Source organism: Streptomyces tyrfis, assembly GCF_037034285.1.
Taxonomy (GTDB): domain Bacteria; phylum Actinomycetota; class Actinomycetes; order Streptomycetales; family Streptomycetaceae; genus Streptomyces.
The window spans coordinates 20,877-36,126 of the sequence record NZ_JBAGJZ010000017.1 but is presented as its reverse complement, the minus strand read 5'-3'; the positions used below and the strand labels follow the sequence as shown (position 1 = coordinate 36,126).

Here is a 15,250-nt window from a genome sequence, read left to right as displayed (position 1 = left end):
CGGCCGCGCCGCCTCACCACGGCTGACGGCCCGGCGGGGAGCTACCCGTCGGGCAGGGGCCAGGCGTACGGCCCCTCCGGGTCGTCCAGCCAGGCCCACTGCCGTCCGTCCCGCACGGTGATGCCGAACCTCTCCCGCTCGGGGCGCCCCTCGCGCCGCCAGAGGGAGAGGGCCTCGTGCGGATCGAGGCGGGATCCAGTGAGCTCCAGCAGGAAGCGGAAGAGTTCGTTTCGGCTGAACCGTCTGGGGAGTGCGCCCGGGTGCGGATACCGGACGGCGTCCGGTGGGCCGCCCCGCAGCGGCACGAAATAGGCGGGCGTGTGCAGGAACCGGCCCTCGGCGCACCGGCCGTGCCCGCCCTCCGGCACCCGCAGCGCGATCAGCCCGGTGGCGAACGGCGCCAGGATCCGCGCGCCCGGCACACACTGCGTCAGCCAGGCCGCCGGTACCCGCGACAGGGTGCAGGTCGCGATGATCCGGTCGTACGGGCCGCGCGGCGGCCAGCCCCGGGCCCCGTCCCCGGTGATCACCGCCGGGCGGTGACCGGCCGCGGTCAGGTGCCGACGGGCCGACTCGGTGATCTCCGGGTCGAGGTCGACAGTGGTCACGGCGTCGTCGCCGAGCCGGTGCGCGAGCAGCGCCGCGTTGTAGCCGCTGCCCGCACCGATCTCCAGGACCCGTTGTCCGTCGCGTACGTCCAGTTCTTCGAGCATCCGGGCCATCAGCGACGGCTGGCTGCTCGACGAGATCAGCTCGCCGTCCCTGATCCGGATGGCCAGCGCCTCGTCCGCGTACGCCCCGCGCAGCCACCGGGCCCGGCGGGCCGGGTCGGGGTCCTCGCACCACAGCCTTTCCGCCCCTCCGGCCACGAAGTAGTACGGCACGAAGAGATGGCGCGGCACCTCCTCGAACGCGGCCCGCCATCGCGGATCGCCCAGGGCTCCACCGGCCACGATCCCCCGCACCATCGCCCGCCGCTCCTCGGCGGCGGCCTCGGCGAACCGGTCCGGACGCGAGTCGTCCATGTCTCCACCTTCCTGCCTCCACCTTCCTGCGCGCGGTCCCCGCCGGCCAGGAACCGGGCCGGTCCCGACCGGAACAGGCCGGTCCCGACCGGAACGGGGCACAGCCGACGGGAAACGACCGGGACCTGCGGGGGCCGGGCGGGGCCGGAGCAGGGTCCTAGGACCCGGGTACTCGGCCGGTGCGTCTGCGACGATGGACGGGTGACTGAGATTCCCCGCGACACGCTGCAGGAGCAGACCTTCTACGAGCAGGTCGGCGGCGAGGAGACCTTCCGGCGCCTGGTGCATCGCTTCTACCAGGGGGTCGCCGAGGACCCGCTGCTCAGGCCGATGTACCCGGAGGAGGACTTGGGCCCCGCCGAGGAACGGTTCAGGCTGTTCCTCATGCAGTACTGGGGCGGCCCCCGTACGTACGGCGAGCGGCGCGGGCATCCCCGGCTGCGGATGCGGCACGTCCCGTTCCGGGTGGACCGGGCGGCGCACGACGCCTGGCTGGCGCACATGCGGGTCGCGCTGGACGAACTCGGACTGGAGCCGGAGCACGAGCAGCGGCTGTGGCAGTACCTCACCTACGCCGCCGCCTCGATGGTGAACGCCGAGGGCTGACCCGCCGTCTCCTCCTCCCCGCCCGCCCCGCCCTCCCCCGCGCCCTCCCGGAGCGCGGACCGGTGGACGGGACGGCGCGGGGTCGCGCTTCTCCTGGACCGGCACGGGGTGGTGCTGTCCCCCGGACGCACCGGCCGGGTGGCCCGATGTTCCCGTACCGCGCACGCCCCTAGCGTCGTGCGGGAACCGTCCACCCGAACCGAGGAGCACGATGCGCGTCGCCTCACTGGCCACCGCCGGGCTGGGCCTGACCTGCTTACTCGCGGGCGCCCTGCCCGCTTCGGCCACCGCCTCCCCCGCCGCCGCCCAGGCCGCCGCACCCGCCCGTCAGCGGCTCGTCTGGGGTCCCTGCCCGCCGCAGCAGAAGGAACTGCGCGAGGCGGGCGCCCGGTGCACCGAGGTGACCGTCCCGCTCGACTACGCCGATCCCGGCGGCCCGACGATCCGGATCGCCGTCTCCCGCGTCCGGGCCACCGGCGCGCCCGGCGAGCGGCGGGGCATCCTGCTGTCCAACCCGGGCGGCCCCGGCGGCGCCGGGCTGGCCGAGACCCTGCGGCTGCGGCCCGCGTTGAAGGACGCGGCGGACCGTTACGACCTGATCGGCTTCGACCCGCGTTTCCTCGGCGAGTCCACGCCCCTCGTCTGCGGCCCCGCCGCCCCGACGCCGGCGCCCGGCCCCACCACGACCCGGCGCGACGACTTCGAGGCGGCGGTGCGCGACGCCCGGGACACCGCGCGCCGTTGCCGGGAGCACGGGGAGAACGCCCGGTTCCTGCCGCACGCCACGACGCGGAACGTGGCCCGTGACATGGACGCGATCCGCGCGGCGCTGGGCGAGCGCGGGCTGTCGTACTACGGCGTCTCGTACGGCGCCGATCTGGGCGCCGTGTACGCCCAGATGTTCCCGCACCGCGCCGACCGGATCGTCGTCGACTCCTCCACCGACCCCGCCGCCACCCAGTACGAGCTGTTCCAGCGGGCGGGCGAGCCGCTGGAGGAGGCGCTGGACGCCTGGGCCGGGTGGACCGCCCGGCACGACGCCGCCTACCGGCTGGGGAACACGCCCGCCCGGGTGCGGTCGAGCGTCCAGGCCCTGCTGGACGGGGCCGAGCGGCGCCCGGTCACCGTCTCCGGCGTCCGGCTCGACGCCCCGCTGCTGCGGCTGATCCTGCGCCAGTTCATCCAGCACGAGGAGTACGACCCGGCGCTCGCCGGCACCGTGCGCGACCTGGTCGACGCCGCCGCGGGCCGGCCGGTCGAGCCGGGCCCGGAACTCGCGTCCCTGCTGGACCTGCTGGCGTCGCCCGAACTGGCGGACTCCATGCTGGGCGGGGCCCTGTTCATGTGCGGCGACCCCGGCTGGCCGGCCGGCGGCTGGCCGAAGGACCCGGAGACGTACTGGCGGAACATGGAGCGCAGCCGGGCGTCCCAGCCCGTGTTCGGCCCGCTCGTCAACGGCATGATGGCCCCGTGCGCGTTCTGGACCGGCACGTCCCGCGAGCCCGCCACCGTGATCGGCAACGACGTTCCCGTGCTGATGCTCCAGGCCAGGTACGACGACAACGTGCCGTACGACGGGGCGCTGGCGCTGCACCGCCGCCTGACCGGGTCGCGGCTGGTGACCGCCGACATCCGCGCGCACGGGGTGTTCGGGCGCGGACTCGACGGCCTCACCCCCGTCCCCTGCGCCGACCGGGCCGTCGTCCGCTATCTGCGCGACGGCACGCTCCCCGCCGCCGACGCGACCTGCCCGCGCCCCGGGGAGGTCCGGTGACCGCCCGCCGCCCGGACGGGGCGGACGGCCGGGCAGCCGGTGCGCCGGTCAGCCGGCGTGCGGGGCTGGCGACCGCGGCGGCGGCCCTGCTCACCGGCGCGACCGCCACCGCGGCGAGCGCCGCAGGCCCCCGCCCCGGGAGCCCCGCCCGCCCCGGCGCCGGGCCTCGCGGCGCCCCTCGTACCGGCCCGGCCGCACGCCCCGGCGCGGGTCCGCGCGGCCGTCTCCAGCGCGATGTGGACGCGGTCCTGGCCGCCGGGGCGACCGGCGTGCTGGCCGAGGTGCAGACCGCCGGGGGCCGGACCACGGCCCGGGCCGGCCGCGCCGATCTGTCGGACCCGCGCGGCCCGGTCCCGTGGGACGCGTACTACCGGATCGGCAGCGACACCAAGACGTTCACCGCTGTGCTCGCCCTGCAACTCGTCGGTGAGGGACGGCTCGCGCTCACCGACACCGTCGAACGGTGGCTGCCCGGCGCGGTGCGGGGGAACGGGAACGACGGCCGCCGGATCACGGTGGCCAACCTGCTGCGGCAGACCAGCGGCCTGAACGACTACCTCGCCGTCTCCCCCGACGCGGCCGACGCCTTCACCCCGGACGGGTATCGCCGCTCACGCTTCCGCACCACGTCCCCCGAGGAGCAGCTCAGGGCCGCCCTGACCCGGCCGCCCCTCTGGCTGCCGGAGGCGGACCACCCCGAGCGGGAACGGCGCTGGGGCTACTCCAACACCAACTACGTGCTGGCGGGACTGGTCGTCGAACGGGCGACGGGCAACCCCTGGGCGCAGGAGCTCCACGACCGGATCATCGGCCCGCTGGGCCTGCGCCACACGTTCACCCCGGGCGCCTCGCCGTACGTCCCGGCGCCCACGGCCGCCGCGTACACCTGGTTCCCGGACTGCGACCGGCCGACCGACACGACGCTGGCCTCCGGGGGCGGGGCGGACGGCTCGGTCATCAGCACCACCCATGACCACGGGGTCTTCCTGCGCGCCCTGATGGCCGGCCGGCTGCTGCGCCCGGCGCAGCTCGCCGCGATGAAGGAGACGGTGGCGGCCGAGGGCTGGAGCGCGGCGCCGGGGGTGCGTTACGGGCTCGGCATCGCCTGGCGTCCGGTGGCCGGGAGCCGGGGCGGGATCTGGTTCCACGGCGGCACCCATCTGGGGGTCGTCTCCGAGAGCGGGGTGGTCCCGGACGGCTCCCGGGCCGTGGCCAGTGCCGCCTTCACCCTGCGGATGGGCGACCCGGCGCAGGACGCCCAGGATGCGGCCGGACTGCGCCTGGTGGACCGTGCCCTGACCGGCCGCTGAGCGGGAACCGGGCGAAGACCGAGCGAGGCCGCGAGCCGGGGCACGGCCCGCGCGAACCGGGCACAGCCCGTGCAAGGTCCAGGCGCAGTCCGTGCACGGTCCGGGCGCGAACCGGGGCCGGCGGCGGAACGGGCCCGCTCGGCCGTTCAGCCCGCGCCCACCGACACGTCGAGCGCGCCGAGCCCGCCCCCCGGGCCGCGCAGGGCGATCGAGCCGAACGGGGTCCGCAGCCGCAGCCAGGAACCCGCCGCGAGCAGGGCGACCGGGAAGTCCGGCGCCGGGCGGAGGAACCCCAGGGACAGGGCGGCGTGCACGGCCCGCAGCGGAAGCGCGGTGGAGCCGACGGTGCGCGACCAGATCTCGCGGCCGATCCGGTCCCGCTCCGCCCGGGTGCGCCGGGCGGCGGGCAGCGCCTCGTCGCGGGTGCGGAACTCCGCCACCGCGGTGGTGACCGCCGCGCCCAGGGAGACGGGGCCGGGCAGGCCCGGCAGTTCCCGCCAGCCGCCGCGGGGCGGAAGCACCCCGGTCCACGGCGGCCCGGTGACGGCGTCCGGCAGGGCGCCCGTCCCGGTGGCCGCGCCCTCGGCGCCGGGCGGTCCGAGCGATTCCAGCAGCTCCCCGGCGGACACCGTGATGTCGACGTCGTGCCGTGCGGTCAGCCGTGCCGTGCGGATCGCCAGCACCTCGAACGACGGCGGCCGGCCGAACACGGCCAGCGCGCTGCCGCCCGCCTGCATCCGCACCGCGGCGGCCCGGTCGTAGTGGAGGAGCCGCGCGAGGAAGGCCGCGAGATCCGCGGTCTCCCTCGCGTCGGCGAACTCCAGCGGCAGCACGGGCACGGTCATGCCGCAGCGGGCTCCTCGGCCAGGTACTGCTGGAGAAAGAGCCGCTCCTCGGCGCTGATCCGCCGGGGCCGCCCCTCCGCCAGGTTGTACGGGACGACGACGGTCGCGGCCCGCACGTACACCTGGTCCGGGTCCTTGATCTCGTACTCGATCGTCAGCGACGCGGCGCCGATCTTCGTCACCCATGACTCGACGGTCACCGGTTCGTGCCGGTGGACCAGCGGGCGCACGTAGTCGATCTCGTGCCGCGCCACGACGGAACCGCCCGAGAAGGACGGCGAACCGTCGCCCGGCGCCAGTCGGAACATGAAGTCGATGCGCGCCTCCTCCAGATAGCGGAGGAAGACCACGTTGTTGACGTGCCCGAAGGCGTCCATGTCCGACCAGCGCAGCGGGCACTGGTAGATGTGACGTGCCAAGTCGGATCAGCCTCGCGTGAGCTTCTTGTACGTGGCACGGTGCGGGCGGGCCGCGTCCGGGCCGAGGCGGTCGATCTTGTTCTTCTCGTACGACTCGAAGTTGCCCTCGAACCAGTACCACTTGGAGTCGCCCTCGTACGCCAGGATGTGCGTGGCGACGCGGTCCAGGAACCAGCGGTCGTGGGAGATGACCACCGCGGCGCCCGGGAACTCCAGCAGCGCGTTCTCCAGCGAGGACAGGGTCTCGACGTCGAGGTCGTTGGTGGGCTCGTCGAGGAGGAGCAGGTTGCCGCCCTCCTTCAGCGTCAGCGCCAGGTTGAGGCGGTTGCGCTCACCACCGGACAGGACGCCGGCCGGCTTCTGCTGGTCCGGGCCCTTGAAGCCGAACGCGGAGACGTACGCCCGCGACGGCATCTCGACCTGGCCGACGTTGATGTAGTCCAGTTCGTCCGAGACGACGGCCCAGAGCGTCTTCTTCGGGTCGATGCTGGCCCGGCCCTGGTCGACGTAGGAGATCTTGACCGTCTCGCCGATCTTGATGGAGCCGGAGTCCGGGGTCTCCAGGCCCTGGATCATCTTGAACAGCGTGGTCTTGCCCGCGCCGTTCGGACCGATGACGCCGACGATGCCGTTCCTCGGCAGGGTGAACGACAGGTCGTCGATGAGGACCTTGTCGCCGAAGGACTTCGAGAGGTTCTCGACCTCGACGACGATGGAACCGAGCCGGGGGCCCGGCGGGATCTGGATCTCCTCGAAGTCCAGCTTCCGCATCTTCTCCGCCTCGGCCGCCATCTCCTCGTACCGGGCGAGACGGGCCTTGGACTTGGTCTGCCGGCCCTTGGCGTTGGAGCGGACCCACTCCAGCTCTTCCTTGAGGCGCTTGGCGCGCTTCTCGTCCTTGCGGCCCTCGACCTTGAGGCGGGCGGCCTTCTTGTCGAGGTACGTGGAGTAGTTGCCCTCGTACGGCAGGGCGCGGCCGCGGTCGAGCTCCAGGATCCACTCGGCGACGTTGTTCAGGAAGTAGCGGTCGTGGGTGACCGCGACGACGGCGCCGGCGTACTTGGAGAGGTGCTGCTCCAGCCAGTTCACCGACTCGGCGTCGAGGTGGTTGGTGGGCTCGTCGAGGAGCAGCAGGTCGGGGGCCTCGATGAGGAGCTTGCAGAGCGCGACGCGGCGCTTCTCGCCACCGGAGAGGTTGACGACCGGCCAGTCGCCGGGCGGGCAGCCCAGCGCGTCCATGGCCTGCTCCAGCTGCGCGTCGAGGTCCCAGGCGTTGGCGTGGTCCAGGTCCTCCTGGAGCTTGCCCATCTCCTCCATCAGCGCGTCGGAGTAGTCGGTCGCCATGAGCTCGGCGACCTCGTTGAAGCGCTTGAGCTTGCCCATGATCTCGGCGGCGCCGTCCTGGACGTTCTCCAGGACCGTCTTCGACTCGTCGAGCTGCGGCTCCTGCATGAGGATGCCGACGCTGTAACCGGGCGAGAGGAACGCGTCACCGTTGGACGGCTGCTCCAGGCCCGCCATGATCTTCAGCACCGTGGACTTGCCGGCGCCGTTGGGGCCCACGACACCGATCTTCGCACCGGGCAGGAAGTTCAGGGTGACGTCATCGAGGATCACCTTGTCGCCGTGCGCTTTGCGCGTCTTGCGCATGGTGTAGATGTACTCAGCCAAGAGAAACCGTCCGGCTATCGATGTGTGGGCAGATACACCCCATCTTGCCTGACCGCCACCCCAGGATGGAAACCAGCCCGACCGGCGTGGGGCCGGTCCCCCGGGCCGCGTGCCGCGGGGCGCCGCGAACCGCCCCGCCGCCGTCCCGCCCCGGGCGCCTCCGGGCCCGTGCACGCCGACGGCCCCGTTACGCGGATCGCGTACCGGGGCCGTCGGCGAGCGGCTGCGACACCGCTCCCGGGTCCCGCTGCCCCCTATGCGAGGGGCCGCGCTACCACGGGGAGCGGCATCACTGCGAGGTGTCCCGTCACCGCGGAGAGCGACGTCACCACGCGAGGCGCCGTATCACTGCGCGTCACTGCGCGGAGGGCTGCGCCTTGCGCTTGCGGAGGAAGAAGACCGCGCCGCCGCCGACGGCGACGAGGGCGATCGCGACACCGGCGATGACCGGGGTGGCGCTGGAGCCACCGGTCTCGGCGAGGTCACCCGCGGCGCCGGTCGAGCCGCCGCCGGACGTGGCCGGGACGGGCTGGTCCTCGGTCTGGGTGTCGAGGCCGCCGCCGCCGTTGCCGCTGCCGCTGGTCTTGCAGTCCAGGACGCCCTTGAACGTCTTGGAGAAGCCCCCGGGGCCGGTGACCGTGATGTCGTACGCCTGGTCCTCGGCGACCGGGACGGTCACGGTCTCGGACTTGCCGGCCTCGACGGTGTGCTCCTTGCCGGCCAGCTGGAAGGTGAACGGCTCGTCGCCCTGGTTGCTCGCGGTGACGTCGACGCCGCCCTTGGCGCAGTTCTTCTGCGCCGAGACGGCCGGGATGGCGCCCTTCTTGGCCCAGGTCGCGGTGGCGGTCGCGGAGACCGTGGAGTCGCTGGAGCCGGCCAGGATCATGGTCTGGCTCTTGGTCGCGCTGGCGAAGGCCCGGCCGACCGGCACCGACGTGGTGGCCTGGACCGTCAGCGAGGCGGAGCCGTCAGCGGCGCCCTCCGGGACGTCGAAGTAGAGCTGGGTGCCGTTGGACGCGCCCGCGAGAGGCTGGCCGCCCTTGTCGGTGATCTTGACCCCGCTGGCGGAGTCGGCGGGCGGGGTCACGGAGACCTGGCCGGCGTTGGTGTGGACGGTGATCGGCCCGAGACGCTCCCCGGACCGGCCCGAGACCGCGGCCGGGTCCAGGGTGAGGGACGCCTTGGGCTCGGCCTGGGCGACGGCGTTCTTCTCCAGCCAGTCGGCGAGCTTCTCCGCCGCCTCGTCGGTGGCCTCGACGTCGGCGTTGTCCGAGTAGCGCCAGATGGCGACCTGGGTGCCCGCGGCGGCGGTCTTCTCGGTGAGCGGTCCGGTGCGGGCCTCCTGCGCGAGCGCCGCGAGGTCGTCGACCTTCGGGTAGGAGTGCTCGAGGATCCAGCGGATCTTGCCCGCGTTCTTGTTGGCGCCGAGCGAGGTCTGGTCCCACGGCGTCTCCAGGTACTTCGCCTGGTCCTGCGTGGGGTTGTGGATGTCGATGCAGTACGTCTTGAGCTTGCCGCCGCCGTCGACGGTCATCTCGAAGACCCCGGCGGGCAGCTGCTGGTTCCTGCCGTTGGTGTGAAGCACCGCACGGTCAAAGGTCTTCAGCCCGTCCAGGACCGCGGCCGCGCCGCCCTGATGCTGCGGCGCCTCGTCGGCGACCGCGCTGCCGGCGCCGATGAAGGCTCCCGTCATCACCAGACCGGACGCCACCGCGGACGCGGCCAGCCGGGCCAGTCCCCGCCGTCGTGCCGGATCGGGCGTCCTCGAAGAAGACGAAACGGTCGCTGAATCAGCAGAAAACACAGAATTCCCCTCCGGGCGGGACTCTCCGCGCCTCATGCGCGTGTGGGGATCGCCCCGCCAGTCGACTCAAGTGCCCCGTGAGTACGGGGGAATCCTATGGACGAAGCGATGAACAATCCCCCGTCATAACGTCGTACAACCATTCCGAATCAGAATCGTTATCGCCGGTTCCGCGTGTCCACGTTCCCTTCGCCGCCCCGCACCCTCACGCCAACGCCTCCCCCGCGCACCCGCCACCCCCTTCACGCGGTCAACTCCGCTTTATCGCAGCTGGCTTGACGCCACATCACGCCTTCCCCCGCTGTCACACGCCCCCACACGCCCCCACACTCCGCCACCACCTCACCCGGGCCCCGGCCCGCCGGGCATGCTCGGCACACCCGAGAGGTTCAACCCGTTCGTCCTTTTCGAGATATTCGCACTATTAATTCCTTTCGCTCCACTCAACCCGTTCGGGCATTTCGAGTGGTTCAGGCAGTCAGATCAGTTCGGCCATTTCCACCGCTTTGACCGCACCAATCGCTCCGGCTGGCGCTTCAGCCACTTCGGCCAATTCGGTCAATTCAATCTGTTTGCCGCCTTCCACCCTTTCCGCGCCGTCACCCCGACCGCCCCTCGCGGCCCCCTTCGCCCGCCCCTCCCGGCCCTGCGCCTTCGCCGCCCCGGGTGGACCGGCCGCCTCCGTCGCCCGGGGCACTCCGGGAACTCCGGGAACTCCTCCCGCTCCTTGAACTCCCGCCGCCCCGGGCTCCGCTGACGCCCCCGGGCCCGCGCCCCAGCCCGGCGCCCCGCCCGACCAGTCCGGTCCGTCCGGGCGCGCCGACGCCGTACCCGAGCCGCCCGTGCCGTCCGTGGCGTCCGTGGCCGCTCCCGCCGGGCGTGCGTCGAGTCCCGGACCGGCCCTCATCACCCGTCGGAAGGCAGCCGTCCCCCGCGACAGGTCGTGTCCCACCGCGACCGCCTCGACGTCCACGGATGTCCGGCGCCGGTCCTCCCGCTCGTCCTCACGCACCCTCAGCCTGCCGTGCACGACCAGCGGTTCCCCCACGGAGACGGAACCGCACAGGTTCGCCGCCAGCGCCCGCCACGCCCACACGGTGTAGAAGCTGGTGTGCCCGTCCGTCCAGAGCTGTTTCCCGCGGTCCCAGCGGCGCGGTGTCACGGCGAACCGGAACCGCGCCATTCCGCCGCCGACCGTCTCGCGGTACTCCACCCCCGTCGCCGCGTTCCCCACCAGTGTCACCAGGGTCTCGTTCATGACTCCGCCTCCCCTTCGTCCCGGTCCGCGTCCTCGCGGTCACGGATCCAGACTGAAGGAGAGGCGGACATCCCGTCAGCGCCTGTGGACTACCGGGCGGTTGTGGAAAACTCCGTCACCGCCACGTACCGCTCCCGCACCTCGCGATACCGGACGAGTTCCGCCGCCACCGGGTCGAGCACCCGCGCCCGGCCGCAGGACGCCGCCGCCTCGCGCAGCCGCCGCTCGGCCTCCTGCCCGTACCGTCGCGCGGGTCCCCGCGCCGCGGCCACACAGGACCACTCCACCAGCGGCCCGCCGACGATGCCCGCAAGCATCACCAGGGCGGGCGCGAGGAAGCCGGGTTCGAGCACGCCGACGATCTGACCGAGCAGCCAGAGACCGCCGAAGACCTGCAACAACGTCATCGACGCCTGCGCCAGCACGGCGGCGGGCCACCACCTGGGCCGGGGCGGCCTCCCACCCGTACGCCCTCCGCACGCCCCGCCGGACGCCCGGCCGGACGCCCTCGCCGCCCTGAACACCCGGGATGCACGGGACGCCCGGCACGCGCCGAACCCGCCGGACGACCAGAACGCCTTGGCCCCATCAGCCCTCCTGAACGCCTCGACCCCGCCGACCGCCCCACCCACGCCACCCGTCCCACCGACGCCGGCCGCCCCACCCACGTCATCCGCTCCACGCGCATCGGCATACGCACCGGCCGCTCCGGATGCTCCGGGTACTCCGGGTGCTCCGGATGCTCCGGGCGACGCTCCCGTCCCCCCGGTCAGTGCCCCCCGGAGCCCACGCGCACCTCCCACACCACCCGAGACCCCGTCGCCCTCCCCTTCCACCACACCCCATGGGGCATGGGGCGCGTATGAAGCACGGGGCTCATCTGAGGCACAGAGCTCATCCGCGCGCCCAGCACGCCCCGCGCTCCCGGCGCCGCCCGGTCCGCCGGCCGCGCCCGCCCGCTCCACCAGGTCGTCCAGTGCTTCCGGCAGCCCCTCCGCACCGGTCACCGCGGCCTCGCGGACCGCCTGCGCCCAGGGGGCCGGCAGTCCCCCGGCGGCCTCGGCCGCCAGAATCCGGACCGCGTGCTCGACGTGCTGCCGGGCGGTGAGCCGTTCCTCGGGCGGCGCGGAGCGCAGCTGACTCTCCGCCCCTCCCGGCCGCCGGGTGGCCTCGTACCAGCGCCACAGCCGCAACCAGGGCGTGCCGCACGCCCGCCCCGCGTTCCTGCGCCACTCGCGTTCGGCCGCTTGCCCCGCGGCGGCCGCGCCGACGGCCTCCGCGAGTCGGTCGGCGAACTCCTCCCGGGCCTGTTCGCCGAGACCGGGCCGCCGCCCCTCGGCGACGTAGAGCGGGCGGAGCCTGGCCGCGGCGGCGTCCAGGTCGGCGGAGAGACGGCGGGCCGCCGCCGTGCGCTCCTGGACGAACCGGCCCAGCAGTTCGCGCAGCTCGCCGACGCCTTCGCCGGTGAGCGCGGAGACGGGCAGCACGGTGGCGCCCGGTTCGCCGTGTTCGCCCAGGGCCATGCCGTCCTCGTCCAGCAGCCGGCGCAGGTCGTCGAGGATCTGGTCGGCGGCGTCGCCGGGCAGCCGGTCGATCTGGTTGAGGACCACGAAGGTGACCTCGGCGTGCCCGGCCAGCGGCCGCAGGTAGCGCTCGTGCAGGGCCGCGTCCGCGTACTTCTCCGGGTCGACGACCCAGATCACCGCGTCGACCAGCGCGAGCACCCGGTCGACCTGCTCGCGGTGCCCGGCCGCCGCGGAGTCGTGGTCCGGCAGGTCGACGAGGACCAGCCCGCGGAGCCCTTCGTCGCCGCCCGCGGCCCCCTGCTGCGGGCGGCGCCTGAGCCGGCCCGGGACGGCGAGCCGGTCGAGCAGCCCGGCGGCCCCGTCGGTCCAGGAGCAGGCGAGCGGGGCGGAGGTGGTCGGCCTGCGCAGCCCGGTCTCGGAGAGCTGGGCGCCCGCGAGCGCGTTGAAGAGGGTCGACTTGCCGCTGCCGGTCGCCCCGGCGACGGCGACGACGGTGTGCCGCGAGGAGAGGCGGCGGCGGGCCGCCGCCTCGTCGAGGACCCGTCCCGCCTCGGCCAGGGATTCCGCGTCGATCCGGGCCCGGGACAGCCCGACGAGTTCGCGCAGCGCGTCGAGCCGGGGCCGGAGCGGGACGGGGGATGGCGCGTATGCCTCGACCTGCGGTGTTCGCGCGTCGTCGAGCACGCCGACGCCGGGCCCGGCCGACGACCTGGCGGCCGCGCGCCGGGCGATGAGCCCGTCGTTCCAGCCCTCGGCGGTCCCCGCGGTCTCCGTCGTGCGCCCGCTCCTGGTCTCCGCGCGCGTTTCCATGGCGTCCGTACCCCTCGCTCCGGTGTCTGCGGAGGTCCCCGTCGGGCCTACGCCCGCCCCTCCCGCCACGTCCGCGCCCGCGTCTCCGGCCGTGTCCGCGCGTGTCCCGCCGACCGTGTCCGCAGGTGACTCCGCCGAGGGCGGCCGCCCCCGGACGGAGCCGTCCGAGGCCTCCGGAGACGAGGCCTTCGGGGACGAGGCCTTCTGAGTCGAGGACTCCGGAGACGAGTACGCCGGAGGCTCAGGATCCTGGGACAAGGGCTCCTGGAACGAGGCCTCCGGAGACAGGGGGCGACCGCGGTCGCCCGAAGACGCGGGGCCGGCGCCCCGTCCCGTTCCCTGGTCGACGACGGCAGTCATCCCTGCCACCTCTCCTTCTGCAGTACGGACAGCGCGGCGATCAGCTCGGCCTGCGGTTCCGGGGCGACGTCGAGGGCGTCGATCGGGGCCAGCCGGCGGTCGCGTTCGCCGTCGAGCACCTGGTCGACGCAGTCGGTGAGCAGTACCCCTCCCTTGTCCCGCAGGCGGAGCGCGCCCTGGGCGCCGATCCGCTCGGCGAGCTGTTCCCCGGCGGCACGGGCGCGCCGGCCGCCGAGCAGCGCGGCGGCCAGGAGCGCCGCCACCGTCTCGGCGTCGGGCGCGGAGTTGCGTTCGAGGCGGCGCGTCTCCTCCTCCGCCAGTTCCTCCAGCACCCGCCGCCACCGGCTTACGGTTACGGCGATCCGGCCCCCGATGTCCTCGGCCGGCCCCCAGCCCCCGGCCTCCCGGCCGACGTCCTGGCGGCTGAACGCCCCGGCCGCGGGTTCGCGCCGCCAGTCCGTACGGATCTGCTCGTCGGCGGCGGCCACGGCGCACCGCAGCAGCGCGGCGAGGCTCTCCGTCAGCGCTTCGAGCAGTTCCTCGGAGGTGCTGTACAGGGGGTATCCGCGCCATCGGGTGCGCGCGTCCCCGGCGAGCACCGCGCCGTTGCGCAGCCGCCGGGCGACCCGCTCGCCCTCGGCACGGTACGCGTCCTCGACGACCGCGGTCAGCCGCACCGCCGCCGCGTACTGCGCCGCGACGGCCCCGGCCAGCGCGGGCAGCCGGGCGTCCAGCGAGGCGATGACCCCGGCGGCGGTCCGCTCGACCGCGTGCCGACGGGCCGCCGGGTCCTGGGCGCGGTGGCCGAGCCAGGCCCGGAGCGGGGCGACGGCGGTGGTGGGCAGCAGCCCCCTGCCGCCGCCCGCCGATTCGGGCAGCTCGGGGATGGTGAAGCGCGGCACCTCGCCGAGGCCCGCCCTGGTGAGCAGCGCCCCGTACTGCCGTGACACCTCGGCGATCACCTGGTGCGGCACCCGGTCGAGGACGGTGACCAGCGAGGCGTCGTACTCCTTGGCGGCGCGCAGCAGATGCCACGGCACCGCGTCCGCGTAGCGCGAGGCCGTGGTCACCATCACCCACACGTCGGCGGCGCAGATGAGCTCGGCGGCCAGGAGCCTGTTCCGTACGACGAGCGAGTCGATGTCGGGGGCGTCGAGCAGCGCGAGCCCGCGCGGCAGCCCGGTGGCCGTCTCGACGCGCAGCGTCGTCCCGTCCTCCTCCTCGCCGTCGTCGTAGCCGTCGATGCCCTCCATTCCGTCCAGGCGGTCCGCTTCCTCCATGCCGTCGATGCCGCCGGGGCCGTCGAGGCGGTCGCGCCCTCCGGGGTCCCGGGCCTCCTGCGGCGGCAGCCAGACCCTGGTGAGCTGGGGCAGCACACGGACCCCCGCGAACCAGTGGTGATCGTCCGGGTGGCAGACGAGCACGGGTGTCCGCGTGGTCGGGCGCAGCACCCCGGCCTCGCTGACCAGCCGCCCCACCAGCGAGTTGACCAGGGTCGACTTCCCGGCGCCGGTGGATCCGCCGATGACGGCGAGCAGGGGCGCTTCGGGATCCTTGAGCCGGGGGAGCAGATAGTCGTCGAGCTGGGCGAGCAGTTCGCTCCGGGTCCGGCGCGCGCGGGCGGCCCCCGGCAGCGGGAGCGGGAGACGCACGGCAGCGACACGGTCGCGCAGGGCGGAGAGTGCGTCGATGAGCTGAGGCCGTACGTCCAAGGTCACCACATGCGAAGAATGCCCAATTTTGGAGCCTTTTTGAAGCGTATAGCCACCCCTGCGCGCCGGTTCCCCCGCAGGATTCAAGTCAGGACAGAGGGGACGAGTGGGGCGCAGGCATAACGAGTGC

Annotated in this window: 10 protein-coding genes and 1 pseudogene; 3 read left to right on the top strand and 8 right to left on the bottom strand. The window is 74.0% G+C overall.

What is annotated here, in order from left to right:
* Positions 1–41: 41 nt before the first annotated feature.
* Positions 42–1,025, bottom strand: a complete 984-nt coding sequence (locus WA762_RS15475) for a methyltransferase domain-containing protein (protein ID WP_335936277.1) — start codon at positions 1,023–1,025, stop codon at positions 42–44.
* Between the two features lie 201 nt (positions 1,026–1,226).
* On the opposite strand from WA762_RS15475, the gene WA762_RS15470 reads away from it, so the two are divergent.
* The 3 genes from WA762_RS15470 to WA762_RS15460 all read left to right on the top strand — a co-directional run bounded on the left by WA762_RS15470 (position 1,227) and on the right by WA762_RS15460 (position 4,715).
* Positions 1,227–1,631 (top strand): globin, encoded by a 405-nt coding sequence (locus tag WA762_RS15470; RefSeq protein ID WP_335936276.1) that lies wholly within the window; start codon positions 1,227–1,229, stop codon positions 1,629–1,631.
* Positions 1,632–1,842: 211 nt separating this feature from the next.
* Entirely contained in the window at positions 1,843–3,405 is a 1,563-nt protein-coding gene (locus WA762_RS15465) for an alpha/beta hydrolase (protein ID WP_335936275.1), read from the top strand.
* A complete protein-coding gene (locus WA762_RS15460) occupies positions 3,402–4,715 on the top strand; it encodes a serine hydrolase domain-containing protein (protein ID WP_335936274.1) in 1,314 nt (437 codons plus the stop codon). Before WA762_RS15465 ends, WA762_RS15460 begins: the two co-directional genes overlap by 4 nt.
* Before the next feature lie 146 nt (positions 4,716–4,861).
* Here WA762_RS15460 and WA762_RS15455 read toward each other — a convergent pair whose 3' ends face one another.
* The 7 genes and pseudogenes from WA762_RS15455 to WA762_RS15425 all read right to left on the bottom strand — a co-directional run bounded on the left by WA762_RS15455 (position 4,862) and on the right by WA762_RS15425 (position 15,120).
* Positions 4,862–5,560, bottom strand: a complete 699-nt coding sequence (locus WA762_RS15455) for a DUF8185 domain-containing protein (protein ID WP_335936273.1) — start codon at positions 5,558–5,560, stop codon at positions 4,862–4,864.
* Positions 5,557–5,979: an acyl-CoA thioesterase gene (locus WA762_RS15450; protein ID WP_335936272.1), complete on the bottom strand. Its 423-nt coding sequence runs from the start codon at positions 5,977–5,979 to the stop codon at positions 5,557–5,559. The genes WA762_RS15455 and WA762_RS15450 overlap by 4 nt, the downstream gene beginning before the upstream one ends.
* Positions 5,980–5,985: 6 nt before the next feature.
* Positions 5,986–7,650: an energy-dependent translational throttle protein EttA gene (ettA, locus tag WA762_RS15445; RefSeq protein WP_335936271.1), complete on the bottom strand. Its 1,665-nt coding sequence runs from the start codon at positions 7,648–7,650 to the stop codon at positions 5,986–5,988.
* Between the two features lie 355 nt (positions 7,651–8,005).
* Complete coding sequence (locus WA762_RS15440; protein ID WP_443080594.1) at positions 8,006–9,490, bottom strand: LAETG motif-containing sortase-dependent surface protein; 1,485 nt, start codon at positions 9,488–9,490, stop codon at positions 8,006–8,008.
* Between the two features lie 976 nt (positions 9,491–10,466).
* Positions 10,467–10,637, bottom strand: a pseudogene (locus WA762_RS35695) (single-stranded DNA-binding protein); the annotation flags it as partial.
* A 164-nt stretch (positions 10,638–10,801) separates the two neighbouring features.
* Positions 10,802–13,048: a GTPase gene (locus tag WA762_RS15430; protein WP_335936269.1), complete on the bottom strand. Its 2,247-nt coding sequence runs from the start codon at positions 13,046–13,048 to the stop codon at positions 10,802–10,804.
* A 356-nt stretch (positions 13,049–13,404) separates the two neighbouring features.
* A complete protein-coding gene (locus WA762_RS15425) occupies positions 13,405–15,120 on the bottom strand; it encodes an ATP-binding protein (RefSeq protein WP_335936367.1) in 1,716 nt (571 codons plus the stop codon).
* Positions 15,121–15,250: the final 130 nt, after the last annotated feature.